This is a genomic window from Microbacterium sp. LMI13-1-1.1 (genome assembly GCF_040815625.1).
GTDB lineage: Bacteria > Actinomycetota > Actinomycetes > Actinomycetales > Microbacteriaceae > Microbacterium > Microbacterium forte.
The window spans coordinates 515,713-538,205 of the sequence record NZ_JBFPNL010000006.1; the positions used below are offsets into that span (position 1 = coordinate 515,713).

Annotated in this window: 18 protein-coding genes; 8 read left to right on the plus strand and 10 right to left on the minus strand. The window is 64.7% G+C overall.

Translation table 11 applies throughout. From position 1 onward, the window contains the following. The first annotated feature begins 95 nt into the window (after positions 1-95). Genes MRBLMI13_RS15925 through MRBLMI13_RS15935 form a run of 3 tightly spaced genes read left to right on the plus strand, consistent with a single transcriptional unit; the run spans position 96 to position 1,287 of the window. Positions 96-506 carry a hypothetical protein gene (locus MRBLMI13_RS15925; protein ID WP_367823254.1) on the plus strand — a complete coding sequence of 137 codons (411 nt, stop codon included), beginning with the start codon at positions 96-98 and terminating at the stop codon, positions 504-506. Next, a complete protein-coding gene (locus tag MRBLMI13_RS15930; protein WP_367825049.1) occupies positions 506-754 on the plus strand; it encodes a hypothetical protein in 249 nt (82 codons plus the stop codon). The genes MRBLMI13_RS15925 and MRBLMI13_RS15930 overlap by 1 nt, the downstream gene beginning before the upstream one ends. Before the next feature lie 8 nt (positions 755-762). Continuing rightward, the gene (locus MRBLMI13_RS15935; RefSeq protein ID WP_367823250.1) at positions 763-1,287 is read left to right on the plus strand and encodes a hypothetical protein; all 525 of its coding nucleotides are present in this window, start codon (positions 763-765) and stop codon (positions 1,285-1,287) included. Positions 1,288-1,335: 48 nt separating this feature from the next. On the opposite strand, the gene MRBLMI13_RS15940 is transcribed toward MRBLMI13_RS15935, so the two are convergent. The 3 genes from MRBLMI13_RS15940 to MRBLMI13_RS15950 form a co-directional block, all read right to left on the minus strand. Further along, positions 1,336-2,094: a TIGR02391 family protein gene (locus tag MRBLMI13_RS15940; RefSeq protein ID WP_367823248.1), complete on the minus strand. Its 759-nt coding sequence runs from the start codon at positions 2,092-2,094 to the stop codon at positions 1,336-1,338. Between the two features lie 565 nt (positions 2,095-2,659). Beyond that, positions 2,660-2,860: a hypothetical protein gene (locus MRBLMI13_RS15945; RefSeq protein ID WP_367823246.1), complete on the minus strand. Its 201-nt coding sequence runs from the start codon at positions 2,858-2,860 to the stop codon at positions 2,660-2,662. A gap of 62 nt (positions 2,861-2,922) precedes the next feature. Next, the gene (locus MRBLMI13_RS15950; protein ID WP_367823244.1) at positions 2,923-5,466 is read right to left on the minus strand and encodes a phage tail protein; all 2,544 of its coding nucleotides are present in this window, start codon (positions 5,464-5,466) and stop codon (positions 2,923-2,925) included. Between the two features lie 678 nt (positions 5,467-6,144). Between MRBLMI13_RS15950 and MRBLMI13_RS15955 the strand changes: the two genes are divergently transcribed. Beyond that, entirely contained in the window at positions 6,145-7,047 is a 903-nt protein-coding gene (locus tag MRBLMI13_RS15955) for a DUF4393 domain-containing protein (RefSeq protein WP_367823242.1), read from the plus strand. 69 nt (positions 7,048-7,116) lie between these two features. Here the strand turns inward: MRBLMI13_RS15955 and MRBLMI13_RS15960 are convergent, their stop codons facing one another. From MRBLMI13_RS15960 to MRBLMI13_RS15980, 5 genes are all read right to left on the minus strand, one after another. After that, positions 7,117-7,254 (minus strand): hypothetical protein, encoded by a 138-nt coding sequence (locus tag MRBLMI13_RS15960; RefSeq protein ID WP_367823240.1) that lies wholly within the window; start codon positions 7,252-7,254, stop codon positions 7,117-7,119. Further along, entirely contained in the window at positions 7,251-7,985 is a 735-nt protein-coding gene (locus tag MRBLMI13_RS15965; protein ID WP_367823238.1) for a hypothetical protein, read from the minus strand. Before MRBLMI13_RS15965 ends, MRBLMI13_RS15960 begins: the two co-directional genes overlap by 4 nt. An 87-nt stretch (positions 7,986-8,072) precedes the next feature. After that, positions 8,073-9,065, minus strand: a complete 993-nt coding sequence (locus MRBLMI13_RS15970; protein ID WP_367823236.1) for a hypothetical protein — start codon at positions 9,063-9,065, stop codon at positions 8,073-8,075. 237 nt (positions 9,066-9,302) lie between these two features. Then, a complete protein-coding gene (locus tag MRBLMI13_RS15975) occupies positions 9,303-9,536 on the minus strand; it encodes a hypothetical protein (protein ID WP_367823234.1) in 234 nt (77 codons plus the stop codon). A 398-nt stretch (positions 9,537-9,934) separates the two neighbouring features. Continuing rightward, on the minus strand, positions 9,935-11,554 hold the full coding sequence (locus MRBLMI13_RS15980) for a recombinase family protein (RefSeq protein WP_367823232.1): 1,620 nt from the start codon (positions 11,552-11,554) through the stop codon (positions 9,935-9,937). Between the two features lie 187 nt (positions 11,555-11,741). On the opposite strand from MRBLMI13_RS15980, the gene MRBLMI13_RS15985 reads away from it, so the two are divergent. Continuing rightward, complete coding sequence (locus tag MRBLMI13_RS15985) at positions 11,742-11,924, plus strand: hypothetical protein (protein ID WP_367823230.1); 183 nt, start codon at positions 11,742-11,744, stop codon at positions 11,922-11,924. 164 nt (positions 11,925-12,088) lie between these two features. After that, positions 12,089-15,919 carry a hypothetical protein gene (locus tag MRBLMI13_RS15990; RefSeq protein ID WP_367823228.1) on the plus strand — a complete coding sequence of 1,277 codons (3,831 nt, stop codon included), beginning with the start codon at positions 12,089-12,091 and terminating at the stop codon, positions 15,917-15,919. Between the two features lie 273 nt (positions 15,920-16,192). Here the strand turns inward: MRBLMI13_RS15990 and MRBLMI13_RS15995 are convergent, their stop codons facing one another. After that, positions 16,193-17,128 (minus strand): hypothetical protein, encoded by a 936-nt coding sequence (locus tag MRBLMI13_RS15995; protein WP_367823226.1) that lies wholly within the window; start codon positions 17,126-17,128, stop codon positions 16,193-16,195. Between the two features lie 89 nt (positions 17,129-17,217). After that, entirely contained in the window at positions 17,218-17,808 is a 591-nt protein-coding gene (locus MRBLMI13_RS16000; protein ID WP_367823224.1) for a hypothetical protein, read from the minus strand. Between the two features lie 925 nt (positions 17,809-18,733). On the opposite strand from MRBLMI13_RS16000, the gene MRBLMI13_RS16005 reads away from it, so the two are divergent. After that, entirely contained in the window at positions 18,734-19,528 is a 795-nt protein-coding gene (locus tag MRBLMI13_RS16005; protein WP_367823222.1) for a DUF6602 domain-containing protein, read from the plus strand. Positions 19,529-19,892: 364 nt separating this feature from the next. After that, positions 19,893-22,460: a DEAD/DEAH box helicase family protein gene (locus MRBLMI13_RS16010; RefSeq protein ID WP_367823220.1), complete on the plus strand. Its 2,568-nt coding sequence runs from the start codon at positions 19,893-19,895 to the stop codon at positions 22,458-22,460. Positions 22,461-22,493: the final 33 nt, after the last annotated feature.

Below are 22,493 nucleotides of genomic sequence, written 5' to 3' on the forward strand. Positions count from 1 at the left end.
GGGATCCGTCGATGCTGGGGATCCGCCCGCAGCCCGAGCGCTGTCGCTGTGGATAACTCCGACGGGCGGCGCTCGATCCTTGCGAGGATGCTCGGGTGATCCCGCCTCCCGTCCTCGTCGCCGAGCGCGTGCGGCAGCGACCCCGCTCTGAGGGCACGGATCCGACATCCGATCCCGCGGCGGCGCGCGCCATCGCGCTGGCGGAGGTCCGCAGGTTCAACGATCTGGCGCTCGCACGGGGCGCGGCGATGATCGACGACGAAGCCGCGTGCGTGCGCGACGTGCTCGCGTCGGTGAGCGGGTTCGGAGCGCTGCAGCCCTTTCTCGACGATCCGGAGATCGAGGAGATGCGTCCGTTGCACCGGGGTTTCAGATTAACACGAACTGGGCCAAGTGTCGGCTGCCCGGGAGGCGTCTCGCGCAAAGATATTTACGTGGTGATCAGGGAGTTTAAACGCTGTTACTGTCGTCATCGGGCGGGCACATTGCTGGCCGAGAAGGGATGATGATGGACAAGCTTGAGGCACTCGTGGCGGCACACGGCTGGCGCGCGGTGGAGGGTGTGGCGTGGGGCTGGGCGGCGACGCTGGCCGATGGCCGGACTGTGGAGCTGGCGCTTGGCCGCGACGGGATCGACGGGCTTGGAGCGCTGTTGCTTGCGGGTCCGGCGCTGGGAGGCATCGGAGCCGATCACCTCGCCGAGCTGATGGCGGCGGTAGAGGTCGAACTCGGCGGCGAGCTGCTGGCTGCGTAGGGATGGGTATGCGCATCTTCGCGAGCGAAATCCAGGCCGACGCTCTGGACGTGGGCTTCTCGGAAACCGGCGTCGGGGAACTCCAGTCAGGCGGTCTGGAGTGGGCGGTTACGACCGGAGACGCGTGTTTGGCTGCCCGCTTGCGCGAGTTGTACCCGGGCAGGGTCGCCGCCATCGATGTCGTCGTAACTGATTCGAGGGCCATCCGCCAGCGGATGGTGCTTCGGGGTCCCAACGGCGAGTGGGCTTGTGTTCCGTCCGCCGAGCTGACCTTCCGCCTGGCCGACGACCCCAACCTGGGCATCTTCGTCCTCAAGTCCAACTCGTGGGGCCTGGCGCACTTCCTGGCCGCCGAGGACATCGAGGGCCAGATCGACGCCGTCGGCGGACCCGCGCTCCTCCGCCTCAATCTCGTGCCGGTCTCCTTCATCGCCAAGAACGGACCGCGCAAGGGCAAGACCGTGAGCTACACGTCCACGGAAATCGAGGTCCTGGGCGCAGCTCCGGCCATCGAGACCGAGGACGCCGAGTGATCCCGAGGACGCCGAGGCAGCGGGACGCAAGGAGGCCCCGAAGTGGAGCTACTGAGGGTCAAGCAGCGGGGTGCGGCTTTCGACCGTATCGGCGTGCGCAACTTCATCGACAGAGACGACTTCGGCGCGGTCGATCCATCGACTCAGCAGGCTGAAACCCGCGAGCGCTTCGAGCGCTTCCGTCTCGCTTAGGCCATGAGCTTCTTCTGTGACGTGGTTGATCGGATTGCGGACCGCGGCGTAAAGTCCGCGTCCAAGCGCACTTGCGCCGAGGTGCACATCCTTGAAGAGTTCTGGGTTGGCTCCGCCGGTGAGCCTCAGTCGCGGACGACCGGGTGCAGGGTCGTCAAGGCCGAAGACCTCTTGAAGAAGCTTGCTCTCGCTCAGCCTGGAGTTATTGACCTTCCCTTGCGTGCGGGAGTTGACGTTGACGGACGCGGCCCAAACCGCGGCTCTGTGGTTGCCGCTCCGCCAGTGGGCTTCTGCGGCCTCCCACACCCAGGGGTGCAGGCGGTCAGCTTCGATGGAGGGACCGGGGTCAGACAACCCGAGCTTCTGCCGCACCGTCGCCCCGTCGGTGAGTTCCCAGAGGAGCTTCTCAGCGTGCTCGCGGCCGATCCAACGCCGACCCTCTCCGTAGACCGCGAGGGAGATGGCCTCCACAACGTGCGCGGCGGCAGCAATTTCTGATGGCTCGCCCCGTTTACGCGTCTTCCGGTTGGACGCCTGTTCCGCGGGTGGCAGCGCGACGCGCTCAGTGAGGTGCAAGTAGCGGCGAAGCTGCTCAATCGCCCAATCGACATCCATGGCAAGCAGGCTATCGCCCTGGACCTACAGTGGTGTCCTCGGGGGCCTAGAGCGCAGAACGCCAGGGCCGCCCGAGGTCCTCCAGCCCCAGATACGACCTCTCATGTGGCTCGCTGACTACCTCTGCACGGAAGGTGACGCGCGACTTGGGCGTTGGCGGGATGGGCGAGGTCGGTGCGATGCGGCGGGTCGGCTGCGGAGGAGCGCCGCCGAGTAACGCGCGGATCGAGTCAAGAAGGCCCATGCGGTCATCCTAGAAGTCGGTAGGCGAGGCGTTGGACGTTGTGGCTATGCTGCCGAGGCTAGGTCATGGAACCCGCAGTAGCCGCATACCTCGCCGATCCCCATGACGTGCTCATCGTCAATGGGGCACGTGATGGGTGACTCAACGGGGCGGAGCCTAGTTACCCGGGCGCTAAACGGTTGAGGGGCAGCCCCGTGCCCGCTGGCGCGGGATGCGCCAGCGGATGGCCGTTTGGGTTGGCGTGCGGCTCGCTGCGCAAGGAGTTGGGCGATGACTTCGGCGGGGATGAGGTCGGTCATATCTCCAAGGCTAAGTCCGAAATCAGCGCTTAATCCCAGGTGTCGGTTGCGTTTTTGTGAAGGCCAGAACGCGCTTCGCGCCGACGCGGGCGACCTCGGCGAGGAGTGCCACGCGCGTTTCATACGGGATGTCGAGGAGTGCGCGGGCGGTGGCGCGGGAGCCGCCGAGGTTTGCGGCGATGCGCCCGGGGCGATGGTCGAAGGTAAGGGTGGGATCGGTCATGGTGTCCTTTCGTGGGTGGGCCGCCCTGCCGCGCGATAGCAGGAGGGCGGCCCCTCGGTGGGTTAGGCGGCGTGAGCCAGGCGGCGGGATGCCTTCACAAGCTCCTGCTCGGAAGTGAGGCCTGCGCCGCCGTGCTGGTGGTAGGTGAGGTTGGCCGGGGTGTTGCCCGTGCCGAGTGCGGCCAGTCGGCGAGCAACTGCGCCGCCGTCGCCGGTCTCGATGGCGTGGGAGACGCGACTGGTACCGTTCAGGTGCGCGCCAATGGCGAGATCGGGCATACCGTCCACGGCGTCGATGGCTGCCTGGCCCAGCCCGCGAGCGGACGCGGCCACGCTGGAGGCCATCGAGTCGATGCCATTGCCGAAGCCCTGGCCGACGAAGACGCCCAGCTCGGCGAAGCGGCGGGACGGGGAGTGGATGCCCAGGATGTCCTTGGCCCAGCCCACGGCCCCGTCGAAGAAGCCGGTGATCTTGCTCTTGAGCCAGTTGCCGACGTTGGAGATGCCGTTCCACAGGCCGCGGATGAGGTCACCACCCGCGGACAGGAGCCAGTCGCCAATGCCAGCGATTGCACCCATGACCTTGTCGCGGATGCCGCCGATGACGTTCATCACGTTGCCGACCGCCCCAGTGACGCCTGACACGATGCCGTTCCAGATGCCGGAGAAGAAAGAGCTGATGGCGCTCCACCCGGCGTTCCAGATGCTGGAGATGAGGTTTACGGCGGCGGTGATGGTCGAGGAGACCCGGTTGACGATGGGGGAGAGGAAGGAAACGATGCCGTTCCAGATGTTCGTGAAGACGGTGGAGACCGCGGTCCACACCACTTCCCAGCCGCGCCGGACCTTCTCGAACGTGTCCTTGATGAAGCTCGAGATGGCGTTGATCGTGGGTGTCAGGAAGGCCACGATGGCGTTCCAGACCGTCTTGACCACCGACACGATGCCGTCCCAGATGACCTTGAGGACGGCGGCGAAGATCAGGAAGATGCCGGTCCAGATGTCGATGTGGGTCTGGATGAGGCTTGAGATGAACGTCACAACTGGCTTGAGGGCGCTCACGATGCCGTCCCAGACATCCGAGAAGAAGCCTGAGACGGCGGTCCAGGCCGCGTTCCACGCCTGGCTAATGCCATCGACCGTGTTGCCGATGGAGGTGGCGACGCCCTCGATGACCGGCGCGAGGAAGGCCGTGATGGCGTTCCAGACGCCCTCGAAGGCGGAGCTGATCGCACTCCACGCCGCCCCCCAGTCGCCGGAGATGGCGAGAGTGACGGCTGAGATGATCCCGGAAACGAAGTCAAGGGCAACGGTGACCACGGTGACGATGACGCCGAAGACGCTCTCGATGATCGGGAGGAGGCTCTGGATGACGGGGATGAGCGCGCCAAGGATGGCACCGATCAGCGGAGCGAGCGCGGCGACCAGGCCGCCGACGGCAGCGACCGCCTGGCCGATGACCGGGGCGAGCTGGCCGAGGAGGTTCGCGATGACGGGCAGGACGGTGGCCAGTACACCGGAGAGGTGCGTGGTCAGCGCCTCCAGGACTGGCTGGAGCGCCTGCGCTGCGACGGTGAGCGTCTCGGCGAGGACGGTCGCGACCTGCGCGAGAAGCTGGCCGATCTGAGGCAGTACAGGGGCGAGAGTCTGGAACGCCAGACCCAGGGGCGACAGGTTTGGGATGAGCTGCGCGAGGGCTGTGCCTAGCTGCGAGAACGCGGGGCCGACAGCGGCGAAGGTCGCCGACAGCCCAGGGCCGATCGACTGGATGAGCGGGCCAGCGCCGTTTACCAGGTCGGCGAGGATGCCGACAGCCCCGGCAGCGGCGGGGAGAAAAGCCGTGCCGATGGCCGCCTTCATGTTCTCCCAGCCCGCGGCGAGCTGCTGCTGGCGAGCGGCGAAGGTATCGGACTCGCGAGCTGCTGCGCCGTGAGCGTCTGCTGTCTGCTTCATGAGGAGGGACATGGTCGCGGCAGCGTTTGCCTCGGAGGAGAGCGAGCCGCCAACCTTGTCGAAGCCGAGGGCGGCTGCCTCGGCGTCAATGCGCGCCTGGCTCAGGCTGACGCCGTACTTTTCGATGGGGTCGCGCTCGCCCTTGAGGGCGCTGGAGATGGCTTCCACGGCCTCGCGTGTGGTGCCTCCGAACATGGCAGCGAGGTCAGCGCCGAGGCCTACGAGGTTCTGAGTCTGAGGGGCGAGCTGGTCCATGCTCACGCCCGCGTTCTTGAGCTGCGCGCCGAGGACGGCTGAGAGTTCGGCCACCTCGGTCTTGGCAAGACCGAAGTGCTTCGCCGCCGAAGCGCCGAACTCGGCCATGACGGGGGCGGACGACTTGAAGATGGCGTCTATCGCGCCGGTCGCCTGCTGGAGGTTCGATGCGCTTGAAATTGCGCCACTCAGGAACTGGCCCATGGCGAGCGCCCCTGTCGCGAGCATGGCGGGGCCGATCATCGACTTGAGGCCGCCGATGATGCCGGAGCCGGTCTTCCTGCCCGCGTCGTTGCCGACGGGGCCGAGGGCGGGGTCAATTTCGCCCCGGAGGGCTGCGCCGAAGCCCTTGGCGCTGGGGATGATGTTCAAGGTCGCGTAGCCGACGGATGCGGACATGGCGACCTCCTTTCGGGGGTGGTCGGGGTCTGGCGGGGTAGTGCGCGGGTACGCAAAAGCCCCGCCAGCTCGACGCCGAGATGGCGCGAGGGCGGGGCTAGTGCGGTGGGGTCTTAGCGGCTGGTGCGGGGGCGGCGTCGGCGGCGTGAGGGCTGCGTTGGAAGGCGGTGGGGCCGGCGGAGAGCCAGCATCCCCGCGGCTGCCAGCGGGCCACCGAGGCCGTCGCGGAGGGCGGCCTGGAGATCGGCAGCGTCAGGCTGCGCGTCGATGCTCGCCCGGAGGGCGTGCATGAACTCAAGGGCATCGGCTTGGCTTTCGATGCCTAGGCGGTGACGCTCTGCGCGGGAGGGCAGAACGCCGAGGACTAAGGACAGGAGAGAGGAGGCGTGAGCGGCCTGGAGCACTTGCGTGCGGGAGATTGTTGCGCCTTGGCCGCGGAAGGTAATGGCGAGTGTCTCGGGGGCCTTTGAGGGGGGCATTGTGGGGTCTTTCGTGACGTGGCGGGTAAACGGGGTTGGTTGCTAGCGGGCCACTAGGGGGTCATTCACAGCGATCTGGGGGCGTGTAAACCCTGGAACTTGCGCGCACAGGCAGACGCTATGCCTCCCCGGGCGGGAAGCTCACGGGGGCGGGGGAGTCCCTCCCCAGGGTGGCGGCGGCGACGGCTATGCTCGGGGCATGAGTAGCCTCGACCCAGCGGATCAGGTCCAAAAGTATGCGTCGGCTACCGCCGAGATACTGGCCGTGGTGAAGGAGTCGCCGGACGCGCGCGCCGCTGGTGGCGAGCTAGCTAAGGCGCTGCACACGGTGGCAAAGTTCGCGAACAATCTTCTTCTCCCGCTTGCGGCAGCCAACTGGGGTGTCGAGAAGTTTCGTAACTACATGAGTACGAAGTTCCAGCCGGAGCTGGCCAAACATGTGAGTGCGATCCCAGAGGAGCACCTGATCGCGCCGCGCGCCGTCGTGGCGGGTCCGATCATGGACGCCCTCGTGTACGCGCATGAGGATGACGAGCTGCGGCAGCTCTATCTCTCACTGCTTGCCAGAGCAATGGATGGACGGTCTCCCGAGGTCGCGCACCCGGCTTTCGTGGAAGTCTTGAAGCAGATCGACACCACCGAGGTTGGGTTTCTTCGCGCTGTGATTGCGGGTGATGATCCGTCCTGGCCGATCGTGGAGCTTGTCCAGCCGGGGGCAAGCGAGGGTACGCACAATCTCGTGGTGACTGACCTGATGGATTGGCTGGTGGAGGGGGTCCCTACCGCAACCCCGCAAGCGCGCGCGTACCTCCGCAACTGGTCGCGGCTAGGGCTGGTCGAAATCAACTACTTGTCCGCGCTTGCTAGGCCGGGAGCGTACTCGTGGATCGTGCGCCGACCGGAGTATCTATTGACGGAAGTCACTGGCGGGCTGTCCGTGTCGAAGGGGATAGTTCGCAGAACGGCGTGGGGCGAGGCGTTCGTTGACGCCGTCGGTATCAATGACGTTTCGCGGAGCGGCCCTGTTGCTGAGATCGGAGACTGGACCACGATGGACGACGGCCCAGAGATGTCCGAGGTCCGCTGGACGATGGGGTTCTAGGACGCGCGATTATTTGGGTGGGGTGCCCGCTCTCACTGGGCGGTGCGGCGAGAGCGGGCAGGGACGGGCCTAACCGAGGGCGTCTGCGGCCTCGCGTCGGCGGATGCGGTGGCGGAGGATCGCCTCGGCGGCTTCGGACGTCATGCGGCGGAGGAGAGTGTCCAACTCGGCGCGCTGCTCCGGGGTGAGGTCGAAGGGCCTGGTCACCGGATCAGGCCTGCATAGCTGAGCATGGCCTGGACAGCGGCTACGGGGTTGGACTCTTGAAGGGCCTTGCTGGCACGCTGCTGAATATCCAGCTTGCGATCCAGAGTAAGGATGTTCTCGCCGAGGACCTTGTTGATGAGTGCCACGGCGCGGTCCACCTCACGGCTGGACTCATCTACCAGACCGGCGTCCACGTGAGCCGTGGCCTTGGCCAGAGCGTCACGAAGGCCCCAGTTGCCACCCTCAACGTCGATCACGCGGCCCAGCATCTCTGCGAACTCGGCGCGCTCGGTGAGGGCAGCCTGGAGGGCGTCCAGATGCTCCTTGGCGCGGCGCGACGCTGAGCTGAACAATGGTTCGACCTGGGCGACGAAGGCCTCCTGGTCCAGCGCACCTAGCTCGTCGCCGGTTCCGTACATGAACTCGTATCTGGCGCGCTCAGCGCGGGAGAGGGCGAGGGCGGCGGCCTCAGCGGCATGAGCGGTGGCGCGCCGGTCGTCGTCGGCACGCTCCCAAGCGGACCGCTTGACATTGACTTTCGGTTTGCCATTGACGGTGATGTCGGCAAACTTGCGGCTCGCGGTGCCCTCCTTGACGCGGGCCTCATGCAGGGATTTTCGAGCGTTCTGGACGGCCTTCTCCACCTCGGTAGCGTTGGTGGCCCGGATCAGGAAGTCTGGGAACGGCTTGGCGTAGTCGGCAGCGGTGGGATTGGCGGGGGCAAATGCCATGGTTCTCCTTAGCGGTTGGTGGCCCGTGGGCGGGCCGGTGCGTGCTGCGCGTGGCAGCGGGGTCGAAGAGGAGACCGCCTGGAGCGGTCAGGCTGCCCGTCGGGCGCGGTAGGTGTCCAAGTCAGTGACGGGCGCGGGGGCGGTCGTGTGTGTCTCCCGCTGCGCGAGGTAGGCAGCCAGGTCAGCGCGGACCTCGTCCTTGAGTTCGGCGACGATGCGGTCGAGGATGACTTCCGTCGTGGCGTTCATGGTGGTCTCCTGAGTGGTGTCTGCGGTGGTCTGGGTGGCGTCGTCCTCGGTGAAGATGAAGACGCGCGTGCGGGTACGGACCCCGTCCACATAGACGACGGTCTGGCGCTCGGTGACGGAGATTGGCGCGTTCACGCCGAGGTCGTCGGCGGAGCGGAGCACCTCGAAGATGCGGCGGTCGCTGAGGTTGATGGCCAGCTCCAGGCCGATGCTTTCGGCGAGAGCTGCGCGGGTGATGGGTTCGCCGAGGACGATGTCTCCGGCGTCAATAGCGGCGTCAAAGGCATCGAGGATGGCGCGACTCTCGCTGTCGGCCTTGCGGGAGCGGTAGGCCCGGACTCTTTCGGTACTCGTCGCCGCCGGGGCGAGGATGCGGGAGCGGTATGCATGGCCGTATGCGAAAAGGTCGGTGAGGAACGCTTCACGGTCAAAGTCAGTGCCGGGGAGAGGAAGCATGTGCAAAGCGGCATACAGGCCCGCGTAGTACGGCGTGAGCTTTCGTGTGGCGTCACGGGCATCGTCCATGTGCTCGCGGCCAGGAAGAGGAGCGCGGCGGCCCTGACCGCCGTCGTAGCGGCGCGGGAGAGCGTCGAGGCTCGCGCGGATGGCGGCCTCGTTGATCGGGGCCTCGGGGTCCAGGGTCGGGAGGATCAGGTACTCCCAGACGTGGGCAACGGCAGGGATGCGGCGGCCCCATGGGTAGGCGTCCAGCTCATCGGAGAAGGCGAACCTGCCGACCACGTAGGCGTCGGCGGTGTCGTAGGCACGCCGGACTCCGAGGCTGTGCGCGGCGTAGCTGGCGGCTGAGGTCTTGAAGTCGATGGGGGTCATTGGGGCTTTCGGTGGAGGCGCTGGCGGACGCCGGTGGAGTGGTCAGGGGTGGCGGAAATGACGATGGCCCTCGCCCGGGAGCAAACCGAGGAGGGCCATCGTCGGGGTCTAACCCGCCAGGGTTCCGAAAGTGACCACGATGAGGTGCCGCGCAAGGCGGCGCATGTTGACGCAGAGGAGTGCGCCTGTAGCTGGGGAACTGCCCAAGACGGGGAGCGCCAGGCAAGATGCGCGGCGCTAGGCGGCCAGGAGCGCGGCGGCGCGTCTGGCGACGGCAGTCAGCTTGTCGATGCTGCCGTCAGCTAGCGCTGCGTCAGCCTGGGCAGCGAGGCGGGCGCGCTGGGCGAGGAGCTGATCGGTCAGTTTGCGGTGGCGAGCTTGACGCTGCCGCCACTCCTTGAGGCGGCATGCGTCAGTGCAGAAGCGGGAGGTGGAGGATGCCCCACAAGTTTCACAGGTGGAGGTCTGCATGCTGGGTCCTTCGTACGTACGTAGAGATGGCAAAAGGGACGCCCCCTGGGGCCGAGTCCAGAGGGCGTTGAAGAGTAGAGGGAGGGGAAGGTGTTTTCCCCTCTACAGATAAGTGGGCCTGGCTGCCCACGGCGACCCGCATGTTTCCGCGGATGTTGGATGTCGAGGTGGCGGTGAGGCCGAGTTTCACAGGAGACGCTCAGGGTGAGGCTGGCGGTGGAGGGCGGGATTGGTTGGCCGTGCACAGGAAGACGTAACGCCCTTCTTCTACGTCATCTTCACTAGAGAGGGAGAGAGAGCTAGAAGAAGGAACTTATAAGCCTGGAGTGTTTCGTCTTCCTGTGCACGGGCCACCGCCACCTCCTCCGGCGCGACGATGAGAGCCAGGCCGTCACCGATCAGGCGGCTTTGCGCCGCTCGCGGGCTTTGCCGTCTTGCTTGAGGTGGCTCACGTCGAGAGTCGCGGGGTCTACGTCCTCGCCCGCCCAGACGATGCGGACTCGCTCGTGAGAGCGGAACCGCGCGCCAGGCTTGGGCGCTGCGGTGACAATGACCTTGTCGATGGTGAGACGGAGGAGCGCTCGCGCCTCCAGCACTGGCGCGCCCATGATGGCGGGCAGCGATATCTCGGGGTCCAGGAGCGCGCCCAGGTTAGCCGTTGGCTGCGGCAGGGTGGACAGCTCGGCGCGGGTGCGGTTGATCTGCTCTCCTAGTGCGGCGGCAATGAGCGAGTAGCGGGCCTCGGGCAGGACTCCGCGCACGTAGCGGTCATGGTCCGCGTCGGCGAGCTTGGCCTCTAGCGTGCTTAGGCGGTCGGCCAGGTCGGCGCGCTCGCGCGTGGTGCCGGGGTCATTCCGGGCGAGCCAGCGCTCGGCGACCTCGGCCAGGCGGTCGTCGTCCGGCTCCAGGCGGGCGAGGTAGAAGGCCCAGTCACGCTTGACGGCGTCCTCCAGGGTCTTGATGGTGACGTTGAGAGGGTGCTTGCACTCCTCGCCGACGTAATCTCGTTTGCGGCAGCGGTAGGCGTCGCCGAAAGAGTTGCACGTCCGGCGACACTCGGCGCACAGGACGAGACCACCGCCAAGAAGGGTCTCGGGCTGCTTCTTGGCCCGCATCCCGCGTCCGTACTGGCGTAGGCGTGAGTCGAGGACTGTCAGGAGAGCACGGCGCTCGCCCTCGCTGACGATGGGGGCGACACCCTCAGCCATGAGCGAGACGGTTTCGCCCGTGTCGGGGTCCCGCCAAGGGTGGATATCCGCCCCCTCGTAGCCCGTCGCGCGCTGCTCGCGGTGATCGGGGGTCAGACCCGCGAGCGTCGGGGAGCGGAAGGTGGTGGAGAGCGCCGACGAGCGCCAGTGGGTGCCGCCGAAGCGGGTAGGGATGCCGCGCGCGTTGAAGTCGCGGCAGACCGCCAGCATCGTCTCGCCGCGCATGAGACGGTCGTAGGCCTCCCGAACAAGCGGGGCCTCCTCCGGGTGAGGGCGTAGCTTGCGGTCGTCACCGATGAGGTATCCCCAAGGGCGTCGCCCGCCCAGATAGAGGCCCTGTTTACGCTGAGAGACTTTCTTGGCGCGGACACGTAGGGAGGTGTTCGCGCTCTCTGCGCGGGCCTGCTCGGAGACCAGGACGATGAGCATGCGGGAGTTCTGTACCGAAGAGTCCAGGTTGTCCTTGAGGAAAAGGAGTCGGCCCCCGACAGCATCGACATCGTCAAGGATCGTGGCGACCTGGCCCGCGCCTCGGCGGCTCAGTCTGTCCAGCTTCCAGATGGCGAGGGTAGCGACCTCCCCGGAGGTGACAGCGGCCACAGCGGCGTCGAAATCCGGGCGCTTTACGCCGCGTTTGTAGCCGGACTTACCCCGGTCGCGCCAGACCTCGCGCACGGTGAGGCCAGCGCGCGTGGCCCACTCGCGGAGGTCGGCCTCCTGGCGCTCCATGGAGTCCTTGCCCTCGGCATCGACGCTGAGTCGGATGTAGAGGTCCACGAGGTCCGTGGGGGTAGCGATGGTAGTAGTCATGATGGCCCCTTTCGATCTAGTCGAGGAGGAGTGCGCCTAGGGGCGACCCTCTGCCCGGGGCATCGACGGGGTTACCGAGGAGATCTGGCTCAACGGTCCCGAGAGCATCCACATCGCCCGCGGCGGAATCGCCGAACGCATCGAGCTGCGTCTCACCGACGCGGCCCTGCGCGATCTCGTCGAACGGATGCTGCAGTCGACCGGGCGCCGCGTCGACATCAGCCAGCCGTTCGTGGATGCGTCTCTTCCCGACGGATCCCGTCTGCATGTCGCGATCGCAGATGTCGTCCGCGGATCGTGGTCGGTCAACATCCGCAAGTTCCTGCGCGCTTTCGCACCCTCGACGCGCTGGTCGAGAACGAGGCTCTGACCGCAGAGCTCGGCGACCTGCTGCGCGCGGCGATGCGTGCGGGCAAGAGTGTCGTCGTGTCGGGCGCCACCCATGCGGGCAATACCACCTGTAGCTTCTGACGCGCTAATCGCACCGATTTCGTGCGTCTATGGGAGACGGGCTAGTCCCGGCAGTCGATATGGATGCTCACCCCGCTGGCTATTGTTAGCAACAGGAGCAGGGAGGAGCGCGACATGGCACTTGGGCGTGGCTTGCCTCACCTGGCAGGTGCTACCGAGCTCGAGCGGTGGGCCGATACTCGAGCTGCTCAGGATGAGCTCCCCGTCCTGGTGCGTCGCCTCGTCCGCGCTGAAAACGACCAAGTCCAGCGCGTGGAGATGCGAGGCGGAGAGGGAGTCGGATTGACCGGGTACGACGGCTTTGTTGAAGCGTCGCGAGCGACATCGTTCGTACCTGAAGGGCTGAGCGTCTGGGAGATGGGTGTCGGTGGTGATCCTGAGAAGAAGGCGCAGGATGACTACCGAAATCGACTCAAGGACGCCGGCGGGGTCGAGCGGTCCGAGACCACCTTTGTCTTCGTCACGCCGCGACGGTGGGAGAAGAAGAAGGATTGGGAGCGGCGGCGTCGTGCCGAGAAGATCTGGCGTGATGTCCGGGTACTTGATGGGGATGACATCGAGCAGGCGCTTGAGCTGTGCCCCGCCGTGCAGGTCTGGCTATCTGAAATGCTCGGAATGGATCCCTTCGGAGCTACGTCGATTGAAGATTGGTGGACTCGGTTCTCGCGTGGTTTCAGTCCCGTCCTAACCAGTGCGGTTGTGCTGGCCGGAAGGGAAGATCAGGCGTCGGCGCTCACGCGTCGTCTCACTGGTGAGGTAGGTCGCACCTTCATCCGAGCGGCCAGTGTCGACGATGGGCTCGCTTTCGCTGTCTGCTCGATGATGATGATGGAGCCTGAAAACTCAGAACCCATGTTGGCTAAGTCCCTTCTTGTGCATGATGGGGCCACGCTGAGGCGACTAGAGCAGACTTCGCGCCTCCTCATCCTTCTGCCGTACGAAGAGCACTTGCAGAGGGACGCGCATCTGATCAGCAACCACCATGTTGTCTTCGTGACGACTGATCTCGATGGGGATGTCGACGTCGACCTCCCGCCCCTCGACTACCTCGCGCTTCGGACGGCCCTCCGCGAGGCTGGAGTGCCGGACGTCAACCTTGATCGGTATATGCGGGCGGGCAATAAGAGTCTTCTGGCCCTACGGCGTGTATCCACCCAGTTGCGGGATCCCGACGCATGGCGCATCGATCTCGAAGATCGATCGCTTCGCCGTTCTTGGCTTGCAGGTGCATGGACCCGTACCCGCAGTGGCGATGTTGAAGCCTTGGAGACGCTTGTTGGAGCCGGGGTTGATGTCCTTGAGGAACGGCTGACGTCGGCCGTTCGGCAGCCAGACCCGCTATTCACAAAGGTCGGTAATACGTGGGCCGTAACCGCTCCGGAAGATTCGTGGAGGGCGGCGCGGAACGTAATCTCCGAGAAGGATCTTGATGCGCTCGAGCATGCGATCCAGACCGTCTTGGGCGCGATCGATCCTCGGCTCGAACTCCCCGCCGAAGAACGCTGGATGGCATCCATTCACGGTAAAAACCGGATCCACTCCAGCGATCTGCGTAAGGGGCTAGGTCGATCGCTCGCGCTTCTTGGAGCTCACGGAGATGAACTCCGGTTGTCCGGGGGCCGGACTGCTCGTCAGTGGGCAGAGCGGGTGGCTTGGAATCTGTTCGAGCGGGCGACCGAGGACGAGACAGCTCAACTGTGGGCGTCGATGGAAGACGTTGTGCCGTTGCTTGCGGAAGCCGCTCCCGATCCATTCCTTCGAGCGCTGGCCAAGAGCGCTAACGGGACGAACCCACCAGCTGTACGGCTCTTCCAGGACATCGGCGATCAGCACTGGAACGCAGGCAGTCCACACACCGGATTCCTTTGGGCCTTGGAGGGACTGGCGTGGTCGGAGCAGTACCTGGGCTATGCGGCTGAGGTGCTGGCACAGCTGGCAGAACTCGATCCGGGCGGCCGACTGAGCAATCGCCCAGCTGCCAGTCTCGAAACGATCTTCAGGCCGTGGTATCCGCAAACCTCCGCACCTGTCGCTACTCGCCTACAGACTCTGGATGCGTTGCTCCGGCGTCACCCGAATGTTGTCTGGAAGCTGCTCATCGATCTGATACCCGAACCGTCGGCGCTTGGTGTCCAAAGCCATCGCCCCGAATTTCGAGCCTGGGGAGGACCCAGCGAGCCGAGCGTCCCACGAAGTGAACTTGTCGAGATGGTGAAGGCGACCGTTGACCGACTTGTGTCGCTCGCATCGAAGGAGCCGAGCCGGTGGGTTTCCGTTCTTCCGAAGCTGGCCTACATGCCACGAGAGTCACGACAGGATGCCCTACGCGCCCTCGGAACCGTTGATCCGCAGGATCTCAGTCGAGAGGAAGGGCTGCTGCTCTGGGAGGCCATCGATCGCCTCGTGCGCCACCAAGAGGAGCAGGAACGCCGTGACGCTGAATGGTCGATGGACGCCGATTCTCTTACCGGTCTTGCCGTCGTTCGCGACCGGTTGCGTCCCGCATATCCGAGCGAAACGCATCGGTGGTTGTTCGACGATTGGCATCCGAACATCGGAGTGAGCTTCGAGGACGACCTTCAAGCCTACGATCGCGCGCTCGGCGAGGTTCGCGAGCGGGCGATCTCGGAGATTCTGCAGCGCGAAGGTCGCGATGCAGTTGTTTCTCTCGCGGAACGCGTAAAGCTCCCCGCGACTGTCGGCTTCTCGCTCGCTCGTGCGAGTGACGACGATGATGCGGCTGTGTTGGCGCTTCTTGAGAGTTCGAATCAAGCACACCTCCAGTTCGCGGACGGATACGCTCGGGGGCGCTTCAGCTCCGACTTCACCCCCATCCGAGAGTGGGTCGATCGGTTCAATGGGCATCCCTCCGTGCAGGCGCGGCTGCTTTTGTTGAGCGCAGATGTTCGGGATGCATGGGGGCTGCTGGGAGAGTACGGCGCAGAGGTCGAACGCGCGTACTGGGCCGAGTTCATGCCGTACGGACGCGGCTCAGACTTCCCATTCGTCAATGAGTCTGTGCGCCAGTTGATCGAGCACGGGCGAGTAGCGGTGGCACTGGATGCGCTGAGTATGTACGCCACACGTCAGTCCGACCTCGACACAGACCTGGTCATTCGCGCGCTGAGCACCTTCGGAGACGCCGAAGACGCAGAGTCGGCACGTGTATCCAGTTACGACATCTCTGGCTTGATCCAGTACCTGAAGCAGAAGGGCGTTAGCGAAGAGACTGTTGCGAGCCTGGAATGGAGATACCTCCCGCTCCTTCATGACGACGCCCTTACGTTGTCCCTCGAAAATCTCCTTGCCCGTAGTCCTCAGACCTTCGTGCAGCTCATAGAACTCATCTTCCGACGGGCGGATGAGGACCCCGATAGTCAGCCGCGAAAAGCCAGTCCCACCGTTGCTTCTAACGCGTACCGACTCCTCCGCGCATGGAAAGTTGTCCCTGGGGCCACCCCCGATGGCACCGTGGACGGAAGCGCATTCAACGAGTGGCTCGACGAAGCTCGCAGGCTTCTGGTTCAGGCCGGCCAGATTGAGATCGGAGAGCTTCAGATCGGAGAAGTCCTCGCCCACGCTCCTGTAGACCCTGACGGTACGTTCCCGACTCTGCCTGTCCGGGACGCACTCGAAGCGGCTCCCAACGATCGGCTGGAGCGCGGATTCAGCATCGGTCTTTACAACAAGAGGGGCGTGACGTCGCGTGGAATGACGGAGGGAGGAGACCAAGAATACGCTTTGGCGGATCGATACGACTCCTGGGCAGCTGGGGTGCAGGCGACACATCCACGCACGGCGTCCGTGCTGCGTGACGTCGCAAACGGCTACCGAGACGAAGGCCGTCGCAACGACGAAGAAGTCAAGCGACACCTCGAAGGTCTCGACTTATGAAGAGTCACTCGCCGCTGACTGCGCAGCCGAATGCTCCAACGCGCAATCGTCAGGGGAGCCAATCTGAATCTGTGAACAGAAACCGCGGTAAGAGCGCCGAGCCTGCACGACCAGGTTGGACACGAAGGCGTCGATGACGGTGCGCTGCCGACTGACGGATAACGACGTCAGCTCCGGCAGCGACCTTCGGCGGTATCGGTTTCGGAGCCGCAGCCACTCTGTTCCGCGGAACCCCATTCCAGGGATAGGGCGCCGCTGTGACATCCCTGCGAGTCAGTCGCGAGGACCAGCGAAACTGGCTCCCCCGGTCCCCATCGGGAAGCTCGGTGCCAAGACCCGGTCGCCGTACTCTCGGTGACTCACAGCGTTTCCGTCGTTCCCACGATCGGCTTCAGTCACGCCAAGGCGCCGCAGATGAACCTTGCGAAGATACTCCTCCGTGTCAGCGCCCGTGTGACCGCCTGCTGCGACAGCGAATGCCGTCGCGAGCTCAAGAATCTGAAGGGTGACGGTCACGGCTATCTCGTTCCGGTCCATGAAAGGCGCTTCGTCGAACGTGCCGATGACGTTCGGCAGGAACCACCCTCGCCCGTGGGTTGCACCCGAGCCCAGCGCCCAGTCCCAGAAGCCGACCCGCAGGTAGCGTCTGTATGCGTCGGTGGCGTTGAACTTCACGTTCTCGGTCGCTCCGTCGAGGCGCATGTTCACCGTGAACTCGGGGCGTCGCGAGTCCGGCGTGCGCTCGACGCCGTGGCTCGTGAAGAACTCATGCATCGTGGGGATCTGTTCGCGTGCATCATTAGCGTCGCCCTCACCGTGGACGCCGAACGCCTCCGCCGTCCGGAGGTTGTCCTCGACAGATTCGATCTGGAACGCCGCCATCCGCAAGAGTGTTCGCGCCGGCGGGACCTCAGGGTCATAGATGTAGCAGAACCGCATCACGATCTCGCCTGCCGATCTGGCGAGGACCATCGCACTCATCGGCGCCGACGCAGTGGACTCGAAGATCGTGATGATTCCGTTCACGAGGTCAGCAACGGCCCGGATAGAGCGTTCCATGTCGATCTTGCTCTGAAGCACGACCGAGCCCAGGAACTCCGCGTGCTCTTTACCGTGCACGTACTCGTTCAGCACTGTGCGCGGCGCGCCCGGTCGTCTGTCGCCAGCGACCGTGACCACATCGGTAATGCACTGCAGCGAGTCATCCATCGTCGTCCGCAACAGACGCGCGCACCATTGAGGCGACCCGACTTCGCGACGAGTACTCGACGATGCCGCTTCCGGCGAGGCATCAGCTGTCATGCCCCCTCCTGCGCTCGAACCTCAGCGGACAGAGCCTCCAGCGCTCGTGCCCCGTCCCAGAAGTGCGCGTCGAGCCACTGACGAGCGTCCGTCGAACCGCGGTGCTTGACTCGCGCTCTCGTCGTCTTCATCGACAGGAGGGTATCGCGATGGTCGCTGCGAACCCGACCTTCTTCGTGAGCGGCATCGACGAGCTCTGCGAAGCTCATGCGCTTCGCCCTGGGGATCCCAAAGGACTTCAGCATCAGCTCCGCGGCAGTGTGCATCTCCTCCAGCAGCACTTCGGGCGCGACCTCGCCGAAGTGCCAAGACGCCAGCAAATCCATCGTCACGAGCAGACGATCCATCAGATGCGGAGCGTCACGAGGGAAGAAGTCATGAATGACGCCCGTGACAGGCATCGTCCGCCCGCGCAATGTAGGGACCCAGTCATCGTCGTACCGGTCGTACATCATGCCGCGGTATCGGTTGAGGATCTCGACCAGACCGTTGGCTGTGCGGCGCCGCGCTGCGGGGGAGCGCTCGCTCGGTGTCGCCTCCGCGATCGTCGGCAGGTCCCGGCGCAACCGCTCAAGGAGGATGTCCAAAACGTACGTGTTGGCGTTGAAACAGATGTATGCGCCGTCTTCGTACACCTCAGTCTTGACGCGCGCGCCAAGCTTTCGAGCGCGAAGCCGGATGGCGACGAAGCACGCCCGAACGATCGGCATGTCGCGTTGAGATGCCCTGAAGGTCGCATCGAAGCCAGCCACTCAGCGGACCGCCATTCCCGGGCGCTGCCCAGGTCCATTCACGGAGCGCAGGGCGGTCTCGAAGAGGGTGGTGTCGAAGATGACAGCGAGCATTCCCCCATCATGGCGTGGCCAGCATCTTGGCGACGCGAACGAAGTCCACCGCTTGCGACCTGCCGACTCGCAAAAGGAGCCCGGCTCCGGTCGCCCTGCGCGCGACACAGCTGCCCGATCGTTGGCTGTGGGACTCCGCGAATCGGGTATGCCCGTAAGTGTCGACGCCCGATGAAATGCCCGGTGAGCGGGCGTCAACTGCAACACCGAAACCGACGGCTGGCAGAACGTCTCTTGAAGCCCGCGCTACGCGTATGAAGCGCCTCAGACCGCCCCGTCAGCACTCCGGATTCCGCAAGCCCAAGCAGCTTGCCTCGCTGGGCTTATGTCGAAGAGTTCACGAGCACGGGGTCTTCGCGGCTCCGCCACGATCGCCGTTGCTAGCGTGCCGCAGAACGTCGCAATCCTTGGCGGGTTCACGTTAGGATGTGCGGGCAGCATGCTATGGCTGCCGCCTTGACGCTCGAGTGTTCAAGGCACGCGATTCCCGTTCCTCCGACATCGCCGGGGGGTCTAGTGACGGCGGCCGATTTCGGCCGCTTTCGGGTTTTTGGGATCCTGGCGGGTTCTTAGCTGCCCGTTCGGCTGGACCTTGCCAAGAAAGGGGATCATGAGGGGTAACGGCCTTAGTTCGCTCTCTGGGATACTCGCCCGCGCCGAAAGTCGGATGTGGACAGAGTTCAGTGACGCGGGGGCGTTCGATAACACCGGCGATATCGGAGAGGCGCGGGAGCGAGCGCTTGCTCGTTTTCTGTCGGAAAGGCTGCCTTCGCGATACAAGGTCGCTCGCGGCGAAGTAATCGACGCATCCGGACTGCAAAGTGGACAGACAGACATCTTGATCTATGACGGAAGTTCGGTAACGCCACTGTTAACTCGGGACGACGGCCTCGTATTGCTGCCGGCTGAGGCCCTGCTCGCTACCGTCGAAGTCAAGAGCAACCTGACTGCTGAGGAGATTCGCCGCTCGGTCCGGGGACTGGTGAACTTGCGCAAGCTCCGTCCTTACGCCTCTCCGTGGGGGTTAGCACGTCAGGGCGGTAAGCATGCCGACGATGGATTGCCCACCTTCTTCGCCACCGTTTTCGCCTATTCGACCACGATCGTTGCCGAGAATTGGCGGGCAGGGGAGATCAAGCGTGTTCGCGAGGAGTGTGCTGGCCTCCAGGCTCCTACGCAATGGGTAGATAGGGTGGTGGTCCTGTCGCGCGGCATTGTGCTGCCCTCAGCAGGAAGAGTCGCGACCTTCTCTGCTGAGCAGCAGGTCCTGGGTCTTTGGTTCTACCAGCTCATGAACTTCTTGGCACGCGAGACTGCCCGCAGGGCACCCTTTCCATGGTCGCTATACGAACGCAGCTTGTCGCCCGAGTGGAGCCATCAACTCCCGGCGCTCGAAGACGCTCCTCGGCCTAAGAAGGCCTCTTCGAGTGCCAAACGACGCTACTTGAGGAGACGAGAGTAGAGCTGCGAGAATCAGACCCCAAGCCCGCACGCATGGTCATGCAGATGGTGCCGGCCGGACCTCGAGGGCGTTACGCTCCACGAGGGTGTTCGTGAACTCGAGATCGGTGGTGGATCCCGGCGCGAGATGTGAACTGGATCCTGACCGACAAGGTGGCGCAGCGATCACCCAGCTCTGAGCAATTTTGATTACTGTCGACTGGCTCGTGTGTCCCGCCTTCGCCGCTGGCTGCTGTTGAATGATCCTGTGGCCAACTCGAACGCGTTCGGACGGAATGCTCCGGGCGCGTTAGACGAGGGGCCAAGGAACCTGGTAGCGCTTGTGGCTGCTCGTTAGTGTGGGTGCGGATTTGTGGAGGCATTGCGTGACATTTCAGGAGCGTCTTGAGTCGTTCGGGTCGTCGGCGATCACGACGCTGCGGCCCGCTCAAGTTCGGGCACTGGGCGAGTATGACCGTCTGCGGACGGACCATGCAGACATCGGTGTCGAGCTTCCTACCGGGGCCGGCAAGACCCTGATCGCTCTGCTTATCGCTGACCAGGCGCTCGAAGAGGGGCGATCTGTTGCATACCTAACCGGCACAAAGCAACTAGCGGAGCAGGCCGTCGCGCAGGCGGCGCTCCTTCCCGGGCTGGACGTTGCTCACTTCTCGGGTCGTAACTACCCGGCCGCCCAGCTGCGTGCATACAATGAAGCCGCAGCGGTCGGCATCATGAACTACTGGACTTACTTCAACACCCGACCCAGGGTGAACCCCGCGGACGTGATTGTTTTCGACGACGCGCATCTCGCTGAGCAAGCGCTCTCTGGGCTGTTCACGATCCAGATCCCGCGGGGCCCGGGCGGAGGGTCGGCGTTGTATCAAGCGATCGCGGATCTCGTTCTCCAGCAGGGACGTGACTCATACCCCTCGCTTCAAGCGTTGCGAGACGGCACCGCGCCTTGGAGCACCCCGCCTGAGCTCGTATCGTTCGTTGACTGGGACGCCGTGGCGTCCAGCGTCATCGAGGTCGTCGAGGAATCTGAGTACTACGCGCAAAGTGACATCAGCTATCCGTGGCGGGCGGTCAGGCCCAATCTGCGTCGGTGCGGTGTCCTGGTCGGTCCTAACGCGATAGAGATCCGTCCTTATCACGTGCCCGCGCAAGCTGTGCCCGGCTACGCGCAGTCGAGACTGCGCGTCTATCTGTCGGCGACGCTCGGCCAGACCGGCGATATCCAGCGGAGGCTTGGCGTCCGTCCCGTCGTGACTGCAGTTACCGATGCTGACGCCGCGCTGACCGAGCTCGGCCGACGGACCTTTGTCATCAACCCCACGCAGGATGCTGCTGACTCCGAAGCGGCCTGGAGCTTCGTGCTCTCTCAGGTCGAAGCGGCTCGTGCAGACAGAGGCGGTCGTGCCGCATGGTTGTGCGCCAGTAACACGGAAGCAGACCAAGTCCAGACAAAGTTGGAGAGCGAGGGCTACACGGTTTATCGGTTGACTTCGGGTGACGACGCTGCCGTCGATCGCTGGCGCAACGTGCCAGAGGCCCAGCTAGTCACAGCGGGCCGGTTCGACGGGCTGGACTTCCCCGACGAAGTCTGCCGGTTGGTCATCATTCCAAGCGTTCCCGCTGCTTCGACAGAGTTCGAGCGCTTCGTCGTCGCATACCTCGGTGACGCTTCCTTCATGCGGTACCGCATTGGCCAACGTGTGACGCAAGCTCTAGGTCGCGCCAACCGGACGCCTACTGACTCAGCACTGTACGTCGGCCTGGATCCTGCATTCGGCCCTGCGCTTGCCGACGCGTCGGTCCAGCAGGCGCTGGGCCGTGACGTACGTGCTGCTGTCAACCGGGCGCTAGAGACGCACGGTGACACATGGGACGTCGTGAAGAACGTTGCTGACGACTTCTGGAGAACGCACCGCGCGCCCGCTCCGGTCGTGCTCGAGGAACCCATCGCGGCGGCTCCAGGTAGACAACGACCCGGCCGGTCGACGGCGATAGGTGCACGGGGAGAGAGCGCTCCGAGCGAGGTCAATGCCGCGACACGTCTGTGGTTCGCCGACGGACCACGAGCGGCGGTGAGCGCGAACGATGCAGCTGAGACTCTTCAAACGGCCGGCGAGGTCGAACACGCTGCGTTCTGGAAGTACGTCGAGGCGCATGCTCTCTTCGGTGCAGGTCGACCTGCGGACCTTGCAGCCGCGCGGGCCGCGCTTGAGGTGGCGGTTGACGCTGCGCCAGAGACGGCATGGTTCGTGCGACTTCGGCGAACAATCGATGCTTTGAGCGGGAATGCGGTCCGGGGTACTTTTCACGACGCGCTGTTCTTGAGTTGGGACGAGTGGATTCGCGAAGGCGGAGGCCGGATTCAGGCGCGGCTAGCGCGAACCCGGCCGCTACTAGAGGGAACGCATGATCAGCGCTGCGAAGCCCTGGAGATGCTCGCCCGTCTCTGTGGAGCAACCGGCGATCGCCCCTCCGGCCCGAGTGCGACCGATGCACGATGGGTTTGGACGGCGCCCCGGAAGGGACAGCGGCGAATATGGGAGGTGAAAACGGGCGGCAGCGAGCGCGTGCCGCGCGACGACATTAATCAGCTGCTTGGTCAGGTCCAAGTGGAGGAACAGGCACATCCGCGCTCCCGCGTTGTGGGCTGCCTGTACACGGCGCTTGACGATATTGAGGACGACGCAGGGCGTGCGGCGCAAGACAAGATCGTCTTGTTCACCGTGCCCGCGGCGCTGTCGCTTTGGGATGAGATGGCACAACGGTTCGTGCAGTATCAGTCGGCGTCGGGCTCAGGGTCAGCGACGGAACGCGGTGAGGCGCGGTCGCTCGTCGAGCCGAGGCTGCCCGCAGGGGACTGGACTACGGAACTTCTAACTGCCAGGGGACTTGCCTTCATTGGACGCGCTGAGGTCGAGAGTCTCTTTGCTCGATAGCCACCGATCATCGTTATGCCGGGAGCCAATGGG